Source organism: Humibacter sp. RRB41 (assembly GCF_022761015.1).
GTDB lineage: Bacteria > Actinomycetota > Actinomycetes > Actinomycetales > Microbacteriaceae > Humibacter.
The window spans coordinates 454,566-471,327 of sequence record NZ_JAKWJQ010000004.1 but is presented as its reverse complement, the minus strand read 5'-3'; the positions used below and the strand labels follow the sequence as shown (position 1 = coordinate 471,327).

15 protein-coding genes are annotated in these 16,762 nt (G+C 66.8%); 1 reads left to right on the top strand and 14 read right to left on the bottom strand.

What is annotated here, in order from left to right:
- Window positions 1-30: 30 nt before the first annotated feature.
- Window positions 31-996: a LysR family transcriptional regulator gene (locus tag MJ603_RS13500; protein WP_243064234.1), complete on the bottom strand. Its 966-nt coding sequence runs from the start codon at window positions 994-996 to the stop codon at window positions 31-33.
- 81 nt (window positions 997-1,077) lie between these two features.
- Between MJ603_RS13500 and MJ603_RS13495 the strand changes: the two genes are divergently transcribed.
- Window positions 1,078-2,148 (top strand): aminotransferase class V-fold PLP-dependent enzyme, encoded by a 1,071-nt coding sequence (locus tag MJ603_RS13495; protein ID WP_243064233.1) that lies wholly within the window; start codon window positions 1,078-1,080, stop codon window positions 2,146-2,148.
- 22 nt (window positions 2,149-2,170) lie between these two features.
- Here MJ603_RS13495 and MJ603_RS13490 read toward each other — a convergent pair whose 3' ends face one another.
- The 13 genes from MJ603_RS13490 to otsA form a co-directional block, all read right to left on the bottom strand.
- Entirely contained in the window at window positions 2,171-2,659 is a 489-nt protein-coding gene (locus MJ603_RS13490; RefSeq protein WP_243064232.1) for a hypothetical protein, read from the bottom strand.
- Between the two features lie 31 nt (window positions 2,660-2,690).
- Window positions 2,691-3,464, bottom strand: coding sequence for a fumarylacetoacetate hydrolase family protein (locus tag MJ603_RS13485; RefSeq protein ID WP_243064231.1), 774 nt, complete (start codon window positions 3,462-3,464; stop codon window positions 2,691-2,693).
- A 4-nt stretch (window positions 3,465-3,468) separates the two neighbouring features.
- Entirely contained in the window at window positions 3,469-4,578 is a 1,110-nt protein-coding gene (locus MJ603_RS13480) for a branched-chain amino acid aminotransferase (RefSeq protein WP_243064230.1), read from the bottom strand.
- A 50-nt stretch (window positions 4,579-4,628) separates the two neighbouring features.
- Window positions 4,629-5,684 carry a 3-isopropylmalate dehydrogenase gene (locus MJ603_RS13475; protein WP_243064229.1) on the bottom strand — a complete coding sequence of 352 codons (1,056 nt, stop codon included), beginning with the start codon at window positions 5,682-5,684 and terminating at the stop codon, window positions 4,629-4,631.
- A gap of 252 nt (window positions 5,685-5,936) precedes the next feature.
- On the bottom strand, window positions 5,937-6,773 hold the full coding sequence (locus MJ603_RS13470; protein ID WP_243064228.1) for a PhzF family phenazine biosynthesis protein: 837 nt from the start codon (window positions 6,771-6,773) through the stop codon (window positions 5,937-5,939).
- 3 nt (window positions 6,774-6,776) lie between these two features.
- A complete protein-coding gene (gene serA, locus MJ603_RS13465) occupies window positions 6,777-8,372 on the bottom strand; it encodes a phosphoglycerate dehydrogenase (RefSeq protein WP_243064227.1) in 1,596 nt (531 codons plus the stop codon).
- Between the two features lie 229 nt (window positions 8,373-8,601).
- The gene (ilvC, locus tag MJ603_RS13460) at window positions 8,602-9,630 is read right to left on the bottom strand and encodes a ketol-acid reductoisomerase (protein ID WP_243064226.1); all 1,029 of its coding nucleotides are present in this window, start codon (window positions 9,628-9,630) and stop codon (window positions 8,602-8,604) included.
- A gap of 40 nt (window positions 9,631-9,670) precedes the next feature.
- A complete protein-coding gene (gene ilvN / locus MJ603_RS13455) occupies window positions 9,671-10,180 on the bottom strand; it encodes an acetolactate synthase small subunit (RefSeq protein WP_243064225.1) in 510 nt (169 codons plus the stop codon).
- 3 nt (window positions 10,181-10,183) lie between these two features.
- A complete protein-coding gene (locus tag MJ603_RS13450; protein ID WP_243064224.1) occupies window positions 10,184-12,004 on the bottom strand; it encodes an acetolactate synthase large subunit in 1,821 nt (606 codons plus the stop codon).
- Between the two features lie 51 nt (window positions 12,005-12,055).
- Entirely contained in the window at window positions 12,056-13,750 is a 1,695-nt protein-coding gene (gene ilvD / locus MJ603_RS13445; RefSeq protein WP_243064223.1) for a dihydroxy-acid dehydratase, read from the bottom strand.
- Between the two features lie 52 nt (window positions 13,751-13,802).
- Window positions 13,803-14,132 carry a hypothetical protein gene (locus tag MJ603_RS13440; protein WP_243064222.1) on the bottom strand — a complete coding sequence of 110 codons (330 nt, stop codon included), beginning with the start codon at window positions 14,130-14,132 and terminating at the stop codon, window positions 13,803-13,805.
- A gap of 159 nt (window positions 14,133-14,291) precedes the next feature.
- Entirely contained in the window at window positions 14,292-15,068 is a 777-nt protein-coding gene (gene otsB, locus MJ603_RS13435) for a trehalose-phosphatase (protein WP_243064221.1), read from the bottom strand.
- Window positions 15,065-16,738, bottom strand: coding sequence for an alpha,alpha-trehalose-phosphate synthase (UDP-forming) (otsA, locus tag MJ603_RS13430; protein WP_243064220.1), 1,674 nt, complete (start codon window positions 16,736-16,738; stop codon window positions 15,065-15,067). The genes otsB and otsA overlap by 4 nt, the downstream gene beginning before the upstream one ends.
- Window positions 16,739-16,762 lie beyond the last annotated feature (24 nt).

The window sequence follows — 16,762 nt, the reverse complement described above, 5'->3', positions numbered from 1 at the left end:
GCCGTCAAGTCTACGGTGGGGCACCGGGCGCTACGCCGCGGGTTCGAGCTCCCACGCCTCGCCGTCCAGAGCGAGGATGGCGGCGGCCGTCGCCGCGATCGCCGGCACCTGATCGCTCCCCTGGCTCGCGACCAGGTGGATCGTGCGACGGTCGTGGTTCGCCGTCGTGCGAACGGCGACACCACGCGGGATGCCCGCCGTCGCGAGCGCGAGCGATGGCAGCAGCGCGACGCCGAGTCCGGCCGCCACCATGCCGAGCACGGCGGTGACGTTGTCTGTCTCGTACGCGATCTGCGGTCGGAAGCCGGATGCCTCCGCGAGCTGCAGCAGGTGTCCGCGGCATCGCTGGCATCCGGCGATCCAGCTCTCCCCAGCCAGCTCGGCGAGTGGCACGTCATCCGACGATGCATCCGGATGCCCGGCGGGCACCACGAGTTTCATCTGGTCGCTCCAGAGCGGAACGACGACCAGCCCTCTGGCGCTCTCGCCGTGCGGATCGACGCGGTCGCCGGGGTAGCTGAACGTGATCGCGAGGTCTGCCCGCTGCGAGCGCACGGCATCCACCGCCTCGGGCGGTTCGGCCTCGAGGTAGCTGACGCCGACGCCGGGGTGGTCGGACGCCAGCGTGCGCAGCACCTGCGGCACCAGTGTCGACGACGCTGTCGGGAACGAGGCGAGCCGCACACGGCCGGAGCGCAGCCCGGAAAGCTCAGCAAGCTCCCCCGCGGCCGCATCGAGCGCTGTCGTGATGGTGCCGGCGTGCTTCGCAAGCACCCTGCCGGCCTCGGTGAGACGGATGCCGCGGCCCGAGCGGGCCACCAGCGGCATGCCGATGCGCGCTTCCGCCCGGCGAAGGTGCTGGCTCACGGCCGGCTGGCTGTAGCCGAGCGAGGTCGCGGCTGCGGTGATCGAGCCGTGCTCGACGATGGCGCGCACGATGCGGAGAGTGTGGGCATCCAGTTCGAGCGACGGCCCGGGGTCGGACTGCAGAGTCATCTCGCAATCATAACTTCGCGTGATGGAACCGATCGAACACCTGCGATTGTCGAATGAGCGACTCGCCCGAAGACTTGGTGCATGGCCTTGGCAACCCCGCTCCGTTCCGGTTTCGCAGCACTCCGCGACGAGTTCGAGGACATCGGGGCCGGATACCTTGCCGCCTGCACCAACGGTCTCCCTCCCGCACGTGCTGTCGAAGCCGCCACGGCCGATCTCGACCTCTGGAGAAGCGGAAACGCAACCCCCGCGCACTACGACGTGCTGGTCTCCCGCGCGAGGACGGCCTTCGCCGCGATCGCTGGAGTCGACATCGATCGCATAGCGCTCGGGTCGCAGACCTCCGTCTTCGCCGGGATCGTGGCGGCCTCTGTGCCCGACGGGGCCGAGGTGCTCTGCGTCGACGGTGACTTCAGCTCGATCGTGTTCCCGTTCCAGCAGCAGGCGTACCGCGGGGTGCGTGTGCGTCACGTGTCTCTGAGCGCGCTCGCCGACAGCGTGCATGATGACACCTGGCTGGTGGCGTACTCGCTGGTGCAGTCGGCGACCGGTGAGATCGCGGATGCCCCTGCCATCCGTGCCGCCGCCGACGCGCACGGTGCGTACGTGCTCTGCGACACCACACAGGCCGCCGGCTGGATGCCGTTGCAACCGCAGACAGCGGATGCCTTCGTCTGCCACACCTACAAGTGGCTCTGCTCGCCGCGTGGAGTCTGCTTCTTCGCGGTGCAGCCGGGCTTCGCCGAGAAGCTGGTCCCGGTGAACGCCGGGTGGTGTGCGGCGGAAGATCCGTGGGCTTCGTGCTACGGACCCTCGGCGCTGCTGGCGGACTCGGCCAGACGGTTCGACGTGTCGCCGGCGTGGCAGGCCGTCGCCGGAGCCGTGCCGGCGCTCGAGCTGTTCGCCGGGGCGGACATCCGCTCCGTGCACGACCACGACGTCGCGCTCGGCGACGCGCTGGCCTCGTCGCTCGGGCTCGAGGCGCGCGGCCGGGCGATCGTCACGTGGGCCGACCCCGACTCGGACGACCTGCTGCGCCTCACCAGCGCGGGGATCGTTGCGTCGGGGCGGGCAGGACGGGCACGCGTGGCCTTCCACGTCTGGAACGACGAGCGCGACGTCGAGCGCGCCCTGCGCGCGCTCGGCCGCTGACGCGCACCAGCTGCCGGCGCAGTCAGCGCTGCACCTCGACCAGCAGCACCCACGCGTTCAGCATCGACAGTACGAAGATCAACGCAATGGCCGCAGCGACGAAGAAGAGCCCTGCCTCGAGCCCGGCGACCACCAGGATGCCGCCGACGAGCGCCAGCACGACGGGACCGAGGCCGGCAGCGGCCCGGAAGATCCTGGTGGCGGTCGACGCGTCGTACGTCGTGTCGGTCAGCACTCGCTGCGACATCAGAACCGGCGGGATCAGGGCGACCAGGCTGGCGACGACGATCTCGATGCCGAGTGCGACATCCGTCTGGCGCGGCATCAGACCTAGGATCGCCAGCACCAGGATGAGCACCATCGAGCTGATCGTCGCGCCCGCCCGCGACGGCAGGGTGCGCGAGGCGATGATCTCTTTGATGGTGACGCTCATCGCCACGATGATCAGACCGGCCAGAGCGGCCGCCGCACCCGCGACGCCGACGTAGAAGTCGCTCCACCCCTCGGTCATGCGGGCAGTTTAGCGACCACGCGACGGCCCGTCAGGCCTTGGCGCGCACCGGGTTCGACAGCGTGCCGATTCCGCTCACCGTGACCTCGACGCGGTCGCCGGCGACGAGCGGACCGACTCCGGCAGGAGTGCCTGTCATGATCACGTCTCCCGGCAGCAGCGTCCACACGCTCGACGCGTAGGCGATGAGATGCGGGATGCCGTGGATCAAGTCCGAGATGCGCCCTGACTGCCGTTGCTCGCCGTTCACCCGCGTCTCGATAGTGGCTGATGCAGCGTCGAACTCGGTCTCGATCACGGGCCCCAGCGGGCAGAACGTGTCGAATCCCTTGCCTCTCGCCCACTGACCGTCTGCACGCTGAAGGTCTCGTGCTGTGACGTCGTTGCCGACCGTGTAGCCGAACACGTAGTCGAGCGCACTCTCCTCCGCGATGTCCTTGCCGATCCGGCCGATCACGACGACGAGTTCGCCCTCGTGCTCGACACGTTCGGACTGCGGAGGCAGCACGATGGCGTCGTTCGGACCGATCACCGCGGTGTTCGGCTTGAGGAACATCAGAGGGGCCTCTGGCGCGTCTGCACCCATCTCCTCCGCGTGCTCGCGGTAGTTGCGGCCGATGCCGATCACCTTGGAACGCGGAAGAACGGGAGCGAGCAACGGGGCATCCGTGACCTTGACGCGCTCCCCCGTTGTGTCGAAGCCCGCGTACATCGGGTCGCCCGCCAGGACGACCCATTCGCGCTCGTCCTCGTCGAGGATGCCGAATGCGATGGCGCCTTCGCGGCTGAAACGTGCGATCTTCATGCGGTCAGGCGTCCAGGCGGGTGAGCCAGCCGTGGCGGTCTTCGGTGCGGCCGTATTGGATGTCGGTGAGTTCCTGTCGCAGCAACATGGTCAGCTCGCCGGCAGGGGCATCCGCTGACCCGATCGAGAAGTCCCGCGACTTGAGCTGCGCGATGGGCGTGACGACGGCTGCCGTTCCGCAGGCGAACACCTCGACGATGTCTCCGGATGCCTCGCCCGCCTTCCACTCGTCGAGCGACACAGGACGCTGCTCGACGCGGTGGCCGCGGTCGCGGGCCAGCTGCAAAATCGAGTCCAGCGTCACACCCTCGAGGATGGAGTCGGATGCCGGCGTCACGAGCGTGCCGTCGCTGTACACGAGCACCACGTTCATGCCGCCGAGCTCTTCGAGGTACTTGCCCTCGGCGGAATCGAGGAAGAGCACCTGGGCGCAGCCGTGCTCGTACGCCTCGGCCTGCGGGAGCAGGCTCGACGCGTAGTTGCCTCCGGTCTTCGCAGCGCCGGTTCCGCCGATGCCGGCACGCGAGTAGTCCTCGGAGAGCCAGATCGATACCGGCGCGACGCCACCCTTGAAGTACGCGCCTGCTGGACTGGCGATCAGGTAGAACGCCACCTTGTTCGCCGGGCGAACCCCGAGGAACGCCTCCTTCGCGAACATGAACGGGCGAAGGTAGAGGCTCGTCTCCGGGGTGTCGGGAACCCAGTCTCCGTCGAGAGCGATGAGCTGCTTGATGGCTTCGATGAAGTAGTCCGTCGGCAGTTCGGGCAGCGCGAGACGGTGGGCGGAGCGCGCCATGCGACGCGCGTTGGCGTCGGGGCGGAATGTGTGGATCGAGCCGTCGGCGTGCCGGTAGGCCTTGAGCCCCTCGAAGACCTCTTGCGCGTAGTGCAGCACTGCTGCCGACGGCTCCAGCTGGATCGGCCCGTACGGGCTGACCCGCGGACGGTGCCATCCGCCCTTGGCTGACCAGCAGATGTCGACCATGTGGTCGGTGAAGTACTGCCCGAACCCGGGGTCTGCCAGAACGGCGGCGCGCTCCGCAGCTGGCAGCGGTGCGGGGTTCGTTGTCACCTGCCAGGTGAGAGGGGTGATGTCGGTCAGCGGGATGGTCATGGGTGCTCTCCTCCGCTCGAGGCGGGATGTTTTGCTGGATTCAGGGTACGTCAGCGATCGCCGAGGCGAGCGACGATGGAGTCGCCGACCTGGGCGGTGCTGCGCGGTGCCGAGCCGCGCTGGGCGAGGTCGTCCGTGACGGCGGAGGCGACTCGGGCCGAGCCATCCTCGAGCCCGAGGTGGCTGAGGAGCAACGACACCGAGAGGATGGCCGCGGTCGGATCGGCTTTCTGCTGCCCGGCGATGTCTGGTGCAGAGCCGTGCACCGGCTCGAACATGCTCGGGTACGTGCCGTCGGGGTTGATGTTGCCCGAGGCCGCCAGTCCGATGCCACCGCTGATCGCGGCCGCGAGATCGGTCAAGATGTCGCCGAAGAGGTTGTCCGTGACGATGACATCGAATCTAGCAGGGTCTGTGACCAGGAAGATCGTCGCCGCGTCGACGTGCAAATAGTCGACCGAGACATCCGGATGCTCCGCTGCCACCGCGTCGACAGTGCGCTTCCAGAGACCCCCGGCATGCACCAGCACGTTGGTCTTGTGCACCAGCGTGAGCTTCTTGCGGCGTCGCTCCGCCTGTTCGAACGCGTACCGCACGACGCGCTCGACGCCGAACGCCGTGTTCACGGAGACCTCGTTGGCGATCTCGTGCGGGGTGCCGACGCGAATCGCACCGCCGTTTCCGACGTAAGGCCCCTCAGTACCCTCGCGCACGACGACGAAGTCGACGTCGCCGGGGTTCGCGAGCGGGCTCACGACGCCGGGCAGGATGGCCGTCGGCCGCAGGTTCACGTAGTGGTCGAGGGCGAATCGCAGTCGCAGCAGCAGGCCGCGTTCGATGTTCGCACCGACCAGACGCGGGTCGCCAGGAGTGCCGCCGACTGCGCCGAGCAGAATCGCATCGTTGCCCGAGATCGTGGCGAGATCCTCGTCGGTGAGCACGTCACCGGTCTTCAGGTAGCGACCGGCGCCCAGCTCGAAGTAGGTCTTGTCGAAGACGACCTCGGCGGGATCGACGACCGCGTCGAGAACCTTGACGGCCTCCGCGATCACCTCCGGGCCGATTCCATCACCGGGAATGACCGCGAGCCTGACCTGACGCGACATGGGACTCCTTCACAAGTGGGATACCAGCCTACGGCCCCGAACCGTGCAACATTCGCCCCCCCCGGGTTATCCGAGTTCGCACGGTACGGGCCTGCCCGGAGAGATCCTCTGTGGCGGCGCCGTCTCTCGCCACCCAACCAGATGTCACTTCCAGCACGTGGTGCAGAATGCGTATTCTGCAACGGTCATTTTCGCGGCACCTGTGCCGGACCGGAAGCTCGGCCCGCGTCGACGATTCAGAGCTCCGACGACTCAGAACGCCACTGTGCCGGTAATCACCGACCGGGTGTCCCCGCCGATCCAGATGTCGTCGCCGACCCGCTCGACGTACACGCGCCCTGCGCGCCCGAGCGCGGTTCCCTGGCTCACGACATAGGCGTCGGGAACACGGCCGGATGCCAGCAGCCACGTCGCGAGACCCGCGTTCAGACTGCCCGTCACAGGATCTTCGTCGATGCCGAAGTCCGGCACGAATGCGCGCACCTCGTAGAGCGAGTCTGAACCGGACGCGTGGAATCCGAAAACCCCGGCTTTGATGCCCTTCAGCGCCGCCATGTCAGGTGTCAGGTTGAGCACTGCGGCTGCGTCACGCAGCTCGACTGCCAGCCACCCTGGCCCGTTGTCAACCCAGTTCGACGAGAGGATGTCGTCCACTGCGATTCCCAACGCCAGCGCAGTGGCAGCGAGCGTGTCGTCGTCGACCGGTCCTGAGCGGCTCAACGCCGGCGCCGCGAACGCGAGTCGACCATCGGCGCGGCGCAGACGCACGAGTCCGATGCCGCACTCCTGCACGACGATGTCGGCCTCTGCCGGCACGCCACCGGACTCGAGCCAGGCGTGCGCGGATCCCAGAGTCGGATGGCCGGCGAAGCTCAGCTCTCCGCCCGGCGTGAAGATCCGAACGCGGTAGTCGGCGGAGGGATCCACCGGCGGGAACAGGAACGTGGTCTCAGAGAGATTGGTCCAGCGCGCGAAGCGTTGGAGTGCGTCGTCGCCGAGACCGTCGGCATCCACGACAACGGCGACCGGGTTCCCCGTCACCGGGCCGGATCCGAAGACGTCGACCTGTGCGAGGCGCCGCGCCGTCATGCTCTAGGACTCCGTGATGTCGATGGCCTGGAGCTCGTCGGCATCGATCGCCGCACGCACGGCCTCGAGAATGCCGTCGGGCACAGGCGAGTCGACCGTGAGCACGCTGAGCGCTTTGCCGCCCGCCGTCGTGCGCGCGATCTGCATGCCGGCGATGTTGATGCCGGCCTCTCCGAACTCGCGACCGTAGACGGCGACGATGCCGGGACGGTCGTCGTAGACCATCACGATGAGGTGCTGCGCGAGCGGCACCTCGACGTCGTACCCGTTGATGCCGACGATCTTCTCGGTCTGCTTCGGGCCGGTGAGCGTACCCGACACGGAGACCTGCGACCCGTCGGCGAGCGCGCCGCGCAGGGTCAGAACGTTGCGGTAGTCCTCGCTGGCGGCATCCGTGAGGAGTCGCACCTCGATGCCGCGCTGCTCGGCCAGAAGCGGAGCGTTCACGTACGAGACGTTCTCGCTCACGATGTTCGTGAAGATGCCCTTCAGCGCAGCGAGCTTGAGCACGCTCACGTCGTACTCGACAAGTTCGCCGCGGATCTCGACGTCGACGCTCGTGATCGGGCTGTTCTTGGCGAGTCCGCTGAAGACCTGTCCGAGCTTTTCGAGCAGCGGGATGCCGGGACGCACGTAAGGATCGATGACCCCGCCCGCCACGTTGACCGCGTCCGGAACGAGCTCGCCGGAGAGGGCGAGGCGCACCGAGCGTGCGACCGAGATTCCGGCCTTCTCCTGTGCCTCGGCCGTCGACGCGCCGAGGTGCGGCGTCACCACGACGTTCTCGAGTGCCAGCAGTGGCGATTCCAGCGGCGGCTCGGTGACGAAGACGTCGAGGCCGGCGCCGGCGATCGAGCCGGTGGTCAGGGCGCGGTAGAGGGCATCCTCGTCGATCAGCCCCCCGCGGGCGACGTTGACGATGTAGGCGGTGTTCTTCATCAGGGCGAGCTGGTCGTCGCCGATCATGCCGAGCGTCTCCGGCGTCTTCGGCATGTGGATCGTGACGAAGTCCGCCTGCTGCAGCAGCTCGTCGATGGTGACCAGCTGCACGCCGAGCTGCTGAGCCCTGGCGGAGGTGACGTACGGGTCGTAGGCGATCACATTGGTGCCGAAGGCCTGCAGCCGAGCGGTGATCAGGGCGCCGATGCGGCCAAGACCGATGATGCCGATCGTCTTCTCGTACAGCTCGGTGCCGGTGTACTTGGAGCGCTTCCATTCGCCACCGGACAGCGACGCGTCGCCGGCTGGGATGTGCCTGGCCAACGACAGAATGTGCCCGATGGTGAGCTCGGCCGCCGAGATGATGTTCGAGGTCGGCGCGTTGACCACCATGACACCGGCCGTTGTCGCCGCCTTGATGTCGACGTTGTCGAGACCGACGCCCGCCCGAGCCACGACGCGCAGCTTCGGGGCGGCCGCGATGGCCTCCTCGTCGATCTTCGTCGCCGAACGGATGAGGACGGCATCCGCATCGGCGAGCGCCGACAGCAACGCGGGACGGTCGGTTCCGTCGACGTTCCTCACGTCGAAGTCGGGGCCGAGCGCCTCGACGGTGGCTGGCGAAAGTTCCTCGGCGATCAGCACGACCGGTTTCGACACGTGGGTAGACCCTTCGATAAGAGCAGAACGGTGGGATGTCGGACGAATGCGCCCGGGACGCCACTGCCTCGGGGCGCGATCCCTCAACTTTAGCGGCCGTCTAAGGCGCGAATGCGCACATGAGCGTGGCGCCCGCCCCTAACTTGGCAAGACTTACCGTCCGTGTCGAATACTGCGCTCTCTGCGCAAGTCTCGGCACGGACGGTACGTCTCGGCGAGGGTGGTGAATCTAGCGAGCGACCTCGCCGTCGACGTAGTCGTCGTCATTCGACGAGTTCCACGCGAAGAGCTTGCGCAGCTCGCGACCGGTGGTCTCGATGGGGTGCTCCTCCCCCGCCTTGCGGTCGGCGAGGAACTCGGGGGCACCGGCATCCTGGTCGGCGATGAAGCGCTCGGCGAACGCGCCGGAGCGGATGTCGTCGAGCACGCCCTGCATGGCATCCTTCACGTGGTCGTCGACCACGCGCGGGCCGGAGACGTAGTCGCCGTACTCGGCCGTGTCGGAGACGCTCCAGCGCATCTTCGAGATGCCGCCCTCCCAGATCAGGTCGACGATGAGCTTCATCTCGTGAAGCACTTCGAAGTAGGCGATCTCGGGCTGGTAGCCGGCCCTGGTGAGGGTCTCGAAGCCGGCTTGGATGAGGTGCGAGACACCGCCGCAGAGCACGGCCTGCTCGCCGAACAGGTCGGTCTCGGTCTCCTCGGTGAAGGTGGTCTTGATGGCGCCTGCACGCAGACCGCCGATGCCCTTCGCGTAACTGAGCGCGAGCTCCCACGCCTTGCCTGTTGCATCGTTCTCGACGGCGACGATCACGGGAACGCCGCGTCCGGCGACGTACTCGCGGCGCACGGTGTGACCCGGTCCCTTCGGAGCGACCATCACGACATCCACGCCGTCAGGCGCCGTGATGTAGCCGAAGCGGATGTTGAACCCGTGTCCGAACACGAGGGCCTTGCCGTCGCTGATGTTCGGGGCGATGTCGTTCGCGTAGAGGTGACGCTGCACCTGGTCGGGCGCGAGGATCACGATGACATCGGCCCACGTGGTGCCCTCGGCGGGCGTGACGACCTGGAAGCCGGCCTCCTGGGCGCGCTGCGTGGACTTCGAGCCCTCCTGCAGACCGATGCGCACCTCGACGCCGGAGTCGCGCAGGTTCTGGGCGTGCGCGTGCCCCTGCGAGCCGTAGCCGACGACGAGCACCTTCTTGCCTTGGATGATCGTCAGGTCGGCGTCGTTGTCGTAATAGATCTCAGCCATGGGGTGTTGTTTCTCCTTGTTGTTCGAAGTTGCGTGGTGGTCAGTTCTTGAACACGCGCTCGGTGATGGACTTCGAGCCGCGGCCGATAGCGAGAAGGCCCGACTGGGCGATCTCCTTGATGCCGTACGGCTCGAGCACCCTCAGCAGCGCCTCGGTCTTGCCCGTGTCGCCCGTCACCTCGATGACGAGCGCATCGGGCGAGACGTCGACGACTCTGGCGCGGAACAGGTTCACGGCTTCCAGCACCTGCGAGCGGGTCGCGTTGTCGACGCGCACCTTGATGAGCAGGTGCTCGCGCTGCACAGACTGTGCCTGGTCCAGCTCGACGATCTTGATCACGTTGATCAGCTTGTTCAGCTGCTTTGTCACCTGCTCGAGCGGGGCATCCTCCACGTCGACCACCACGGTGATGCGCGAGAGTCCCGGAACCTCGCTGACGCCCACCGCGAGCGACTGGATGTTGAACCCACGACGCGAGAACAGGCCTGCGACACGGGTGAGCAGGCCCGCCTTGTCTTCGACGAGCAGCGATAACACGTGCGTCGACATGGCCTACTCCTCTCCCCAGGTCGGTGCGTGGTCCTTGGCGTACTGCACGTTGGAGTTGCTGACCCCCTGCGGCACCATCGGCCACACCATCGAGTCGCTGCTGACGATGAAGTCGATCACCACCGGGCGATCGTTGGTCTCGAGCGCCAGCTTGATGGCGTCGTCGACCTCTTCCTCTTTGGTGACCCGGATGCCAAGGGCACCGTACGCCTCCGCCAGCTTGAGGAAGTCCGGGATCATCGCAGTCGCGTGACCCGTGTTCAAGTCGGTGAAGGAGTGGCGACCGTCGTAGAACAGGGTCTGCCACTGACGCACCATGCCGAGAGACGAGTTGTTGATGATCGCGACCTTGATCGGAATGTTGTTGATCGTGCAGGTGGCGAGCTCCTGATTGGTCATCTGGAAGCAGCCGTCGCCGTCGATCGCCCACACGGTGCGGTCTGGCTGCGACACCTTCGCACCCATCGCAGCCGGCACCGCATAGCCCATCGTTCCTGCCCCACCGGAGTTGAGGAATGCGTTCGGACGCTCGTACTTGATGAACTGCGCCGCCCACATCTGGTGCTGACCGACACCGGCGACGTACACGCCCTCCGGCCCCGTGATCTCGCCGATGCGAGCGATCACGGCCTCAGGCGACAGCAGGCCGTCGCTGGTCGGCGTGCTGCCCAGTGGGAATTGCGTGCGCAGCCCGTCGAGCTTGGCCCACCATTCGCCGAGGTCGGGCTTGCCGACGGCGGCCACCTCGTGCTCGTATGCCGAGGTCAGGTCGGCGATGACGTCTTTGGCATCGCCGACGATTGGGACATCCGCATGGCGGATCTTCGAGATCTCCGCGGGGTCGACGTCGACGTGCACGATCTTGGCGTGCGGAGCGAACTCCGACACCTTGCCCGTGACGCGATCGTCGAAGCGGGCGCCGAGCGACACGATGAGATCGGCATCCTGGAGTGCGAGCACAGCGGCGACCGTACCGTGCATGCCGGGCATGCCGAGGTGCTGCTCGTGAGAATCGGGGAATGCTCCGCGCGCCATCAGCGTGGTGACCACCGGGGCACCTGTCGCCTCGGCCAGCACCAGCAGTTCGGGGGACGCCTCCGAGCGCACGACGCCGCCGCCGACGTAGAGAACGGGCTTGCTCGACTCGGCGAGCAGACGGGCCGCCGCGTGCACCTGCTTGCCGTGCGCCTTGGTCACCGGTCGGTAGCCTGGCAGGTCGACGACGGGCGGCCAGGAGTACTCCATCAGGTTCTGTTGAGCATCCTTGGTGATGTCCACGAGCACCGGGCCCGGCCGACCGGTCGACGCGATGTGGTACGCCGCAGCGATGGTGGCGGGGATCTCGTCGGCGCTCTTCACCAGGAAGGAGTGCTTCGTGATCGGCATCGTGATGCCGACGATGTCGGCCTCCTGGAAGGCATCCGTTCCCATCAGGGTCGAGAAGACCTGCCCGGTGATGAACAGCGTCGGCACGGAATCCATGTGTGCGTCGGCGATGGCGGTCACGAGGTTCGTGGCACCCGGCCCTGAAGTTGCTACCGCAACTCCGACCTTGCGCGCGGCCGTCGCGTAGCCCTCCGCTGCGTGCCCTGCACCCTGTTCGTGGCGCACCAGGATGTGCCTGATGGCGTCCTGCTCCATGAGTGCGTCGTAGAACGGGATGACAGCGCCGCCGGGATAGCCGAAGACGTCCTTGACGCCCAACTGAGCGAGGGAGCGGAGGATCGCTGCAGATCCGGTGATCAATTCAGGTTTGCTGGAGGAGTCGCCGGCCCCGGCAGAGTGTGCTGCCGGGGCCGGCACGGCTCGAGGTTCCGTAGTCATGGGGGACGATGTCCTTCGTTGCGAAGATGAGGAACTGTACGAACGCGAGAGCTATCCCGTGACCGCGCCCTCCGCAGCGGAGTGCACGAGCTTGGAATACTTCGCGAGAACGCCACGGGTATAGCGCGGGGGAAGAGGCTCCCAGCCCTCCCGGCGGGAGGCCAGCTCGGACTCGTCGACAAGTAGGTCGAGTGAGCGAGCAGCGATATCGACCCGTATCAGATCACCATCGCGCACGAAGGCAACTGGACCACCGTCCACCGCTTCGGGTGCTATGTGGCCGATGCACAGTCCGGTTGTGCCGCCTGAGAATCGACCGTCCGTCAAGAGTAGTACATCCTTGCCGAGGCCCGCACCCTTGATGGCCGCGGTGATCGCCAGCATCTCGCGCATGCCGGGGCCGCCCTTCGGACCCTCGTAGCGGATGACGACGACGTCGCCGTGGTCGATCTTGCCCTCGGTGAGCGCGTCCATCGCCTCGCGCTCGCGCTCGAACACGCGCGCCGGCCCCTCGAACACGGTCGCGTCGAATCCGGCGGTCTTCACGACGGCGCCGTCTGGGGCGAAGGTGCCCTTCAGAATGGTCAGGCCGCCGGTCGGGTGCAGCGGGTTGTCGAGCGTGTGCAGCACCTCGCCGTCCAGCGGCTCAGGGTCGAGTTCGGCGAGGTTCTCCGCAACAGTCTTGCCCGTGACGGTGATGCAGTCGCCGTGCAGCAGGCCCGCGTCGAGCAGCGCCTTCATCAACACGGGGATGCCGCCGTGGCGGTCGACGTCGTTCATCACGTACTTGCCGAACGGCTTCATGTCGGCGATGTGCGGAACCTTGTCGCCGATGCGGTTGAAGTCGTCGAGCGTGAGCTCGACCTCGGCCTCGCTGGCGATGGCGAGCAGGTGCAGCACGACGTTGGTCGAGCCGCCGAGCGCCATCGCGACAGTGATCGCGTTCTCGAACGCCTTCTTGGTGAGGATGTCGCGCGCGGTCAGCCCGAGGCGCAGCATGTTCACTACGGCCTCGCCCGAGCGGTGCGCGTAGTAGTCGCGGCGACGGTCGGCCGACGGCGGCGCGGCGGAGCCCGGCATGCTGAGGCCGAGCGCCTCTGCCACGGATGCCATGGTGTTGGCCGTGTACATGCCGCCGCAGGCACCCTCGCCGGGAGCGATGGCGCACTCGATGCGCTTCAGGTCTTCAAGGCTCATGGTGCCGGCCTTGCATGCGCCGACGGCCTCGAAGGAGTCGATGATCGTGACATCCTTCTCGGTGCCGTCGCTGAGCTTGACCCAACCGGGGGCGATCGACCCCGCGTAGAGGAAGACGGACGCCAGGTCGAGACGTGCGGCCGCCATCAGCATGCCGGGGATCGACTTGTCGCATCCGGCGAGCAGTACGGAACCGTCGAGGCGCTCCGCCATCATGACGGTCTCGACCGAGTCGGCGATAACTTCACGCGAGACGAGCGAGAAGTGCATGCCCTCGTGGCCCATCGAGATGCCGTCCGACACCGAGACCGTGCCGAACTCGAGCGGGTACCCCCCACCCCCGTGCACGCCTTCCTTGGCCGCCTGGGCCAGACGGTCGAGCGAGAGGTTGCACGGAGTGATCTCGTTCCACGAGCTCGCGATGCCGATCTGGGGCTTGTCCCAGTCCTCGTCACCCATACCGACCGCGCGGAGCATGCCCCTGCTTGTCGTGGCTTCGATCCCGTCGGTGACGACACGGCTGCGCGGTTTGATGTCGATCTCTGGCATGAACACGAGTCTAGAACTGCGCCGCGGCGCCACTGGACGGATGCCTGGTGCCCTAGGTAACAGGCGACAACCGCTTCACCATGCCGAGCACGGAATCACGACAGACCTCTTCGACGATCGTCACAGGCACGCCGGCTTCCAACTGCCCGAAACCGGTTTCCACGATGCCGAACGTGATCGCGGTCGCGATGCGAGAACGCTCGGCATCGCCGTCGAGCAGTTCGGACCACGCCGTTGCGAGTGGCTCCCTGAGGCCGGAATGCGCGGCATCCGCCGACACGGAAACCGCGGCCGACTCGGGTACCGCGCGCACCGCATCGATGAGCCAGGCGTGACCCGATTCGGCCGCCTGACGCAGGTTGGCCGATACCCACGCCGTCACGCGCGCGTCCGGTGTCGTCTCACGCTCCAAGGCTGACGAGACGGCCGCCTTCCATGCTGGCAGGTGGCGTGCGACGACCAGGGCACGAAGGTCGTCGATGCTGTCGACGTAGCGATAGATGCTGTTCCGTGCGATGCCGGCCGGAGATCGGCAAGGACGCTACTGCGCAGCCCGGTTCGCGCGGGAGGTCGACAGCACGGCGAGCATCTCGGCGATCGCGAAAGGATCTGCCACCCGATACCCCGCGCGCGTCTCGCCATCCCCGACCTTCACCCCGACGTCGTCACCATCGAGCACCGCGAAGCCGTCTTCGTCGGTGACGTCGTCACCCGCGAAGAGCACCGCCGTCGCATCGACATGCTTGCGAAGCACCTCGATTCCGTCGCCCTTCGTGGCGTCGCGAACCGCGAACTCCAGAATGTCCTTGCCTCCACGCTCGATGAATCCGCCGAGTTCGGCCGCAGCCGAGCGTGCCTCGGCCTGCGCCGTCGCTGCCTCGGCGTGTGCCACACCTCTCGTGTGCAGGCCGAGACCGACCGGCTTGGATTCGACGTGAGCACCAGGAGTGTCCGCTGCAAGGCGCTGCAACCTCTCGCGGAGCGCGTCGAGCACCGAACGCTCCTCCGTGCTCAACCCGACATCGACCGCTCCCCCGGTCAAGCGCACCTCCACGCCGTGGGATGCGATCAGCAGGGCGGAGTCGTCGGCTTCCGTCACGCGCACCAAGCCATCGAGCGGCCGACCGGAGACGAACGCCACCCAGGTGTCCTGAAGCGACTCGAGTTCGTCGATGGCATTCCGTGCCGCTGGCAGCACCCGCGACTCGCTCGGCTTGTCGACCAGCGGACTCACGGTGCCGTCGAAATCGAGGGCGACGAGAAGGCGTGGCGTGGCGGCGAGCCGGGCGATCGCATCCGACAGGGCGTTCCCGGTCATCGACCGGTGCGCTTCCGTGCCTCGCCCTGCAGATCGGTCGCCATCTGCGGCAGCTGGGCGATCTCGTACGCCCCGTAATCGTCGTCGTTCGTCACGTGCGTCAGAGCGTCGAAGAACGTGGCCGACCAGCGCTGCACGTCGTGAGTCATGACTCTCTTGCGCAGAATGCGCATACGTCGCGCACGCTCCCTCTTGGGCATGTCGATGGCGCGGAGCATGGCCTCCTTGAGGCCGTCGATGTCGTGCGGGTTGATGAGCAACGCCTGCTTGAGCTCGTCAGAGGCGCCGGTGAATTCGCTCAGCACGAGCACGCCGTCGTTGTCGATGCGGCTCGCAACGTATTCCTTCGCGACCAGGTTCATGCCGTCCCGCAACGCCGTGACGAGCATGACGTCTGCCGCAAGGTAGAGCGCCACCATCTCTTCACGCGGGTACCCCTGGTGCAGATAGCTGATGGCCGTGTGGCTGATGGTCGAATAGTCGCCGTTGATGCGGCTGACCATCAGCTCGACTTCGTCGCGCAACTGCTTGTACGTCTCGACCCGCTCGCGCGACGGACTCGCCACCTGTACAAGAGTGACGTCCTCGACGTCGACTGAACCGTCCCACAGAAGCTCGCCGTACGCCTTGAGGCGGTGACGGATTCCCTTCGTGTAGTCGAGCCGGTCGACGCCGAGCATGATCGTCTTCGGGTTGCCGAGTTCCTCGCGGATCTGCCGAGCCCTGGCCTGGATGTCCGGCCTCGACGCGAGTTCCTGGTAGCGCTGTGCGTCGATCGAGATCGGAAACTGCTTCGCCAGCACCGTTCGCACGCGCACGCCGCGGCGATTGGTCTTCACGTGCCGATGGCCGACGGCCTCACCGTCATTGAGTGGAACGTCGATCACCGACCCGCGGGTCTCGTAGCCGACCAGACGGCGAACGGCGCGCGCGAAGTTGCCGGCATCCGCGAGGCGCTGGAAGCCGATCACGTCTGCACCGAGGAGTCCTTCGATGACCTGCTTGCGCCATGGCAGCTGGGAGTAGATGCCATATGCCGGGAACGGAATGTGGTTGAAGAAACCGATGACGAGGTCGGGCCTCGCATCGCGCAGCATCTTGGGAACGAGCTGCAGCTGATAGTCGTGCACCCACACGACGGCGCCCGGCGCTGCTGCTTCGAGCGCGGCATCCGCGAATCTGCGGTTCACCTGCACGTAGGAGTCCCACCACTCGCGGTGGAAGCTGGGCGGGGCGATCACGTCGTGGTAGAGCGGCCACAGCGTGTCGTTCGAGAAGCCCTCGTAGTAGTACTCGACGTCTTGCGCACTGAGCGTGACCGGCATGATGTCGATGTCGTCCATCTCGAACGGCTCGAAGTGGGCATCCGGGATGCCGACCCACCCGATCCACACGCCGTCTTCGCGCTTCATCATGGGTTCGAGCGCAGCGACGAGGCCACCGGGCGACGGACGCCACTCCGCATCGCTTCCCTCACCGGAAACGTGATCGACCGGCAACCGGTTCGAGACGATCACGAGGTCGAACTGCTTGGCGCCCGATCCGGCAGGCGAGCCGTCTGCCCCCGGTGCGTGCTCGTGATGCGCGGACTTCGATGGAATGAGCGCCTCCTGACCTGGATGCCTATCGGCGTGAAGAAACGTTACCAGCCGGTCATTGCCTTCTCCCATGACATCCGCACGATCGAAACCCCC

Bases quoted from the DNA above. Each gene is read 5' to 3' on its own strand.
- MJ603_RS13500 (WP_243064234.1), bottom strand. From the start codon at position 996: ATGACTCTGCAGTCCGACCCCGGGCCGTCGCTCGAACTGGATGCCCAC.
- MJ603_RS13485 (WP_243064231.1), bottom strand. From the start codon at position 3,464: ATGAAGATCGCACGTTTCAGCCGCGAAGGCGCCATCGCATTCGGCATC.
- MJ603_RS13480 (WP_243064230.1), bottom strand. From the start codon at position 4,578: ATGACCATCCCGCTGACCGACATCACCCCTCTCACCTGGCAGGTGACA.
- ilvD (WP_243064223.1), bottom strand. From the start codon at position 13,750: ATGCCAGAGATCGACATCAAACCGCGCAGCCGTGTCGTCACCGACGGG.
- ilvN (WP_243064225.1), bottom strand. From the start codon at position 10,180: ATGTCGACGCACGTGTTATCGCTGCTCGTCGAAGACAAGGCGGGCCTG.
- MJ603_RS13450 (WP_243064224.1), bottom strand. From the start codon at position 12,004: ATGACTACGGAACCTCGAGCCGTGCCGGCCCCGGCAGCACACTCTGCC.
- MJ603_RS13495 (WP_243064233.1), top strand. From the start codon at position 1,078: ATGGCCTTGGCAACCCCGCTCCGTTCCGGTTTCGCAGCACTCCGCGAC.
- otsB (WP_243064221.1), bottom strand. From the start codon at position 15,068: ATGACCGGGAACGCCCTGTCGGATGCGATCGCCCGGCTCGCCGCCACG.
- ilvC (WP_243064226.1), bottom strand. From the start codon at position 9,630: ATGGCTGAGATCTATTACGACAACGACGCCGACCTGACGATCATCCAA.
- MJ603_RS13470 (WP_243064228.1), bottom strand. From the start codon at position 6,773: ATGACGGCGCGGCGCCTCGCACAGGTCGACGTCTTCGGATCCGGCCCG.
- MJ603_RS13475 (WP_243064229.1), bottom strand. From the start codon at position 5,684: ATGTCGCGTCAGGTCAGGCTCGCGGTCATTCCCGGTGATGGAATCGGC.
- otsA (WP_243064220.1), bottom strand. From the start codon at position 16,738: ATGGGAGAAGGCAATGACCGGCTGGTAACGTTTCTTCACGCCGATAGG.
- MJ603_RS13490 (WP_243064232.1), bottom strand. From the start codon at position 2,659: ATGACCGAGGGGTGGAGCGACTTCTACGTCGGCGTCGCGGGTGCGGCG.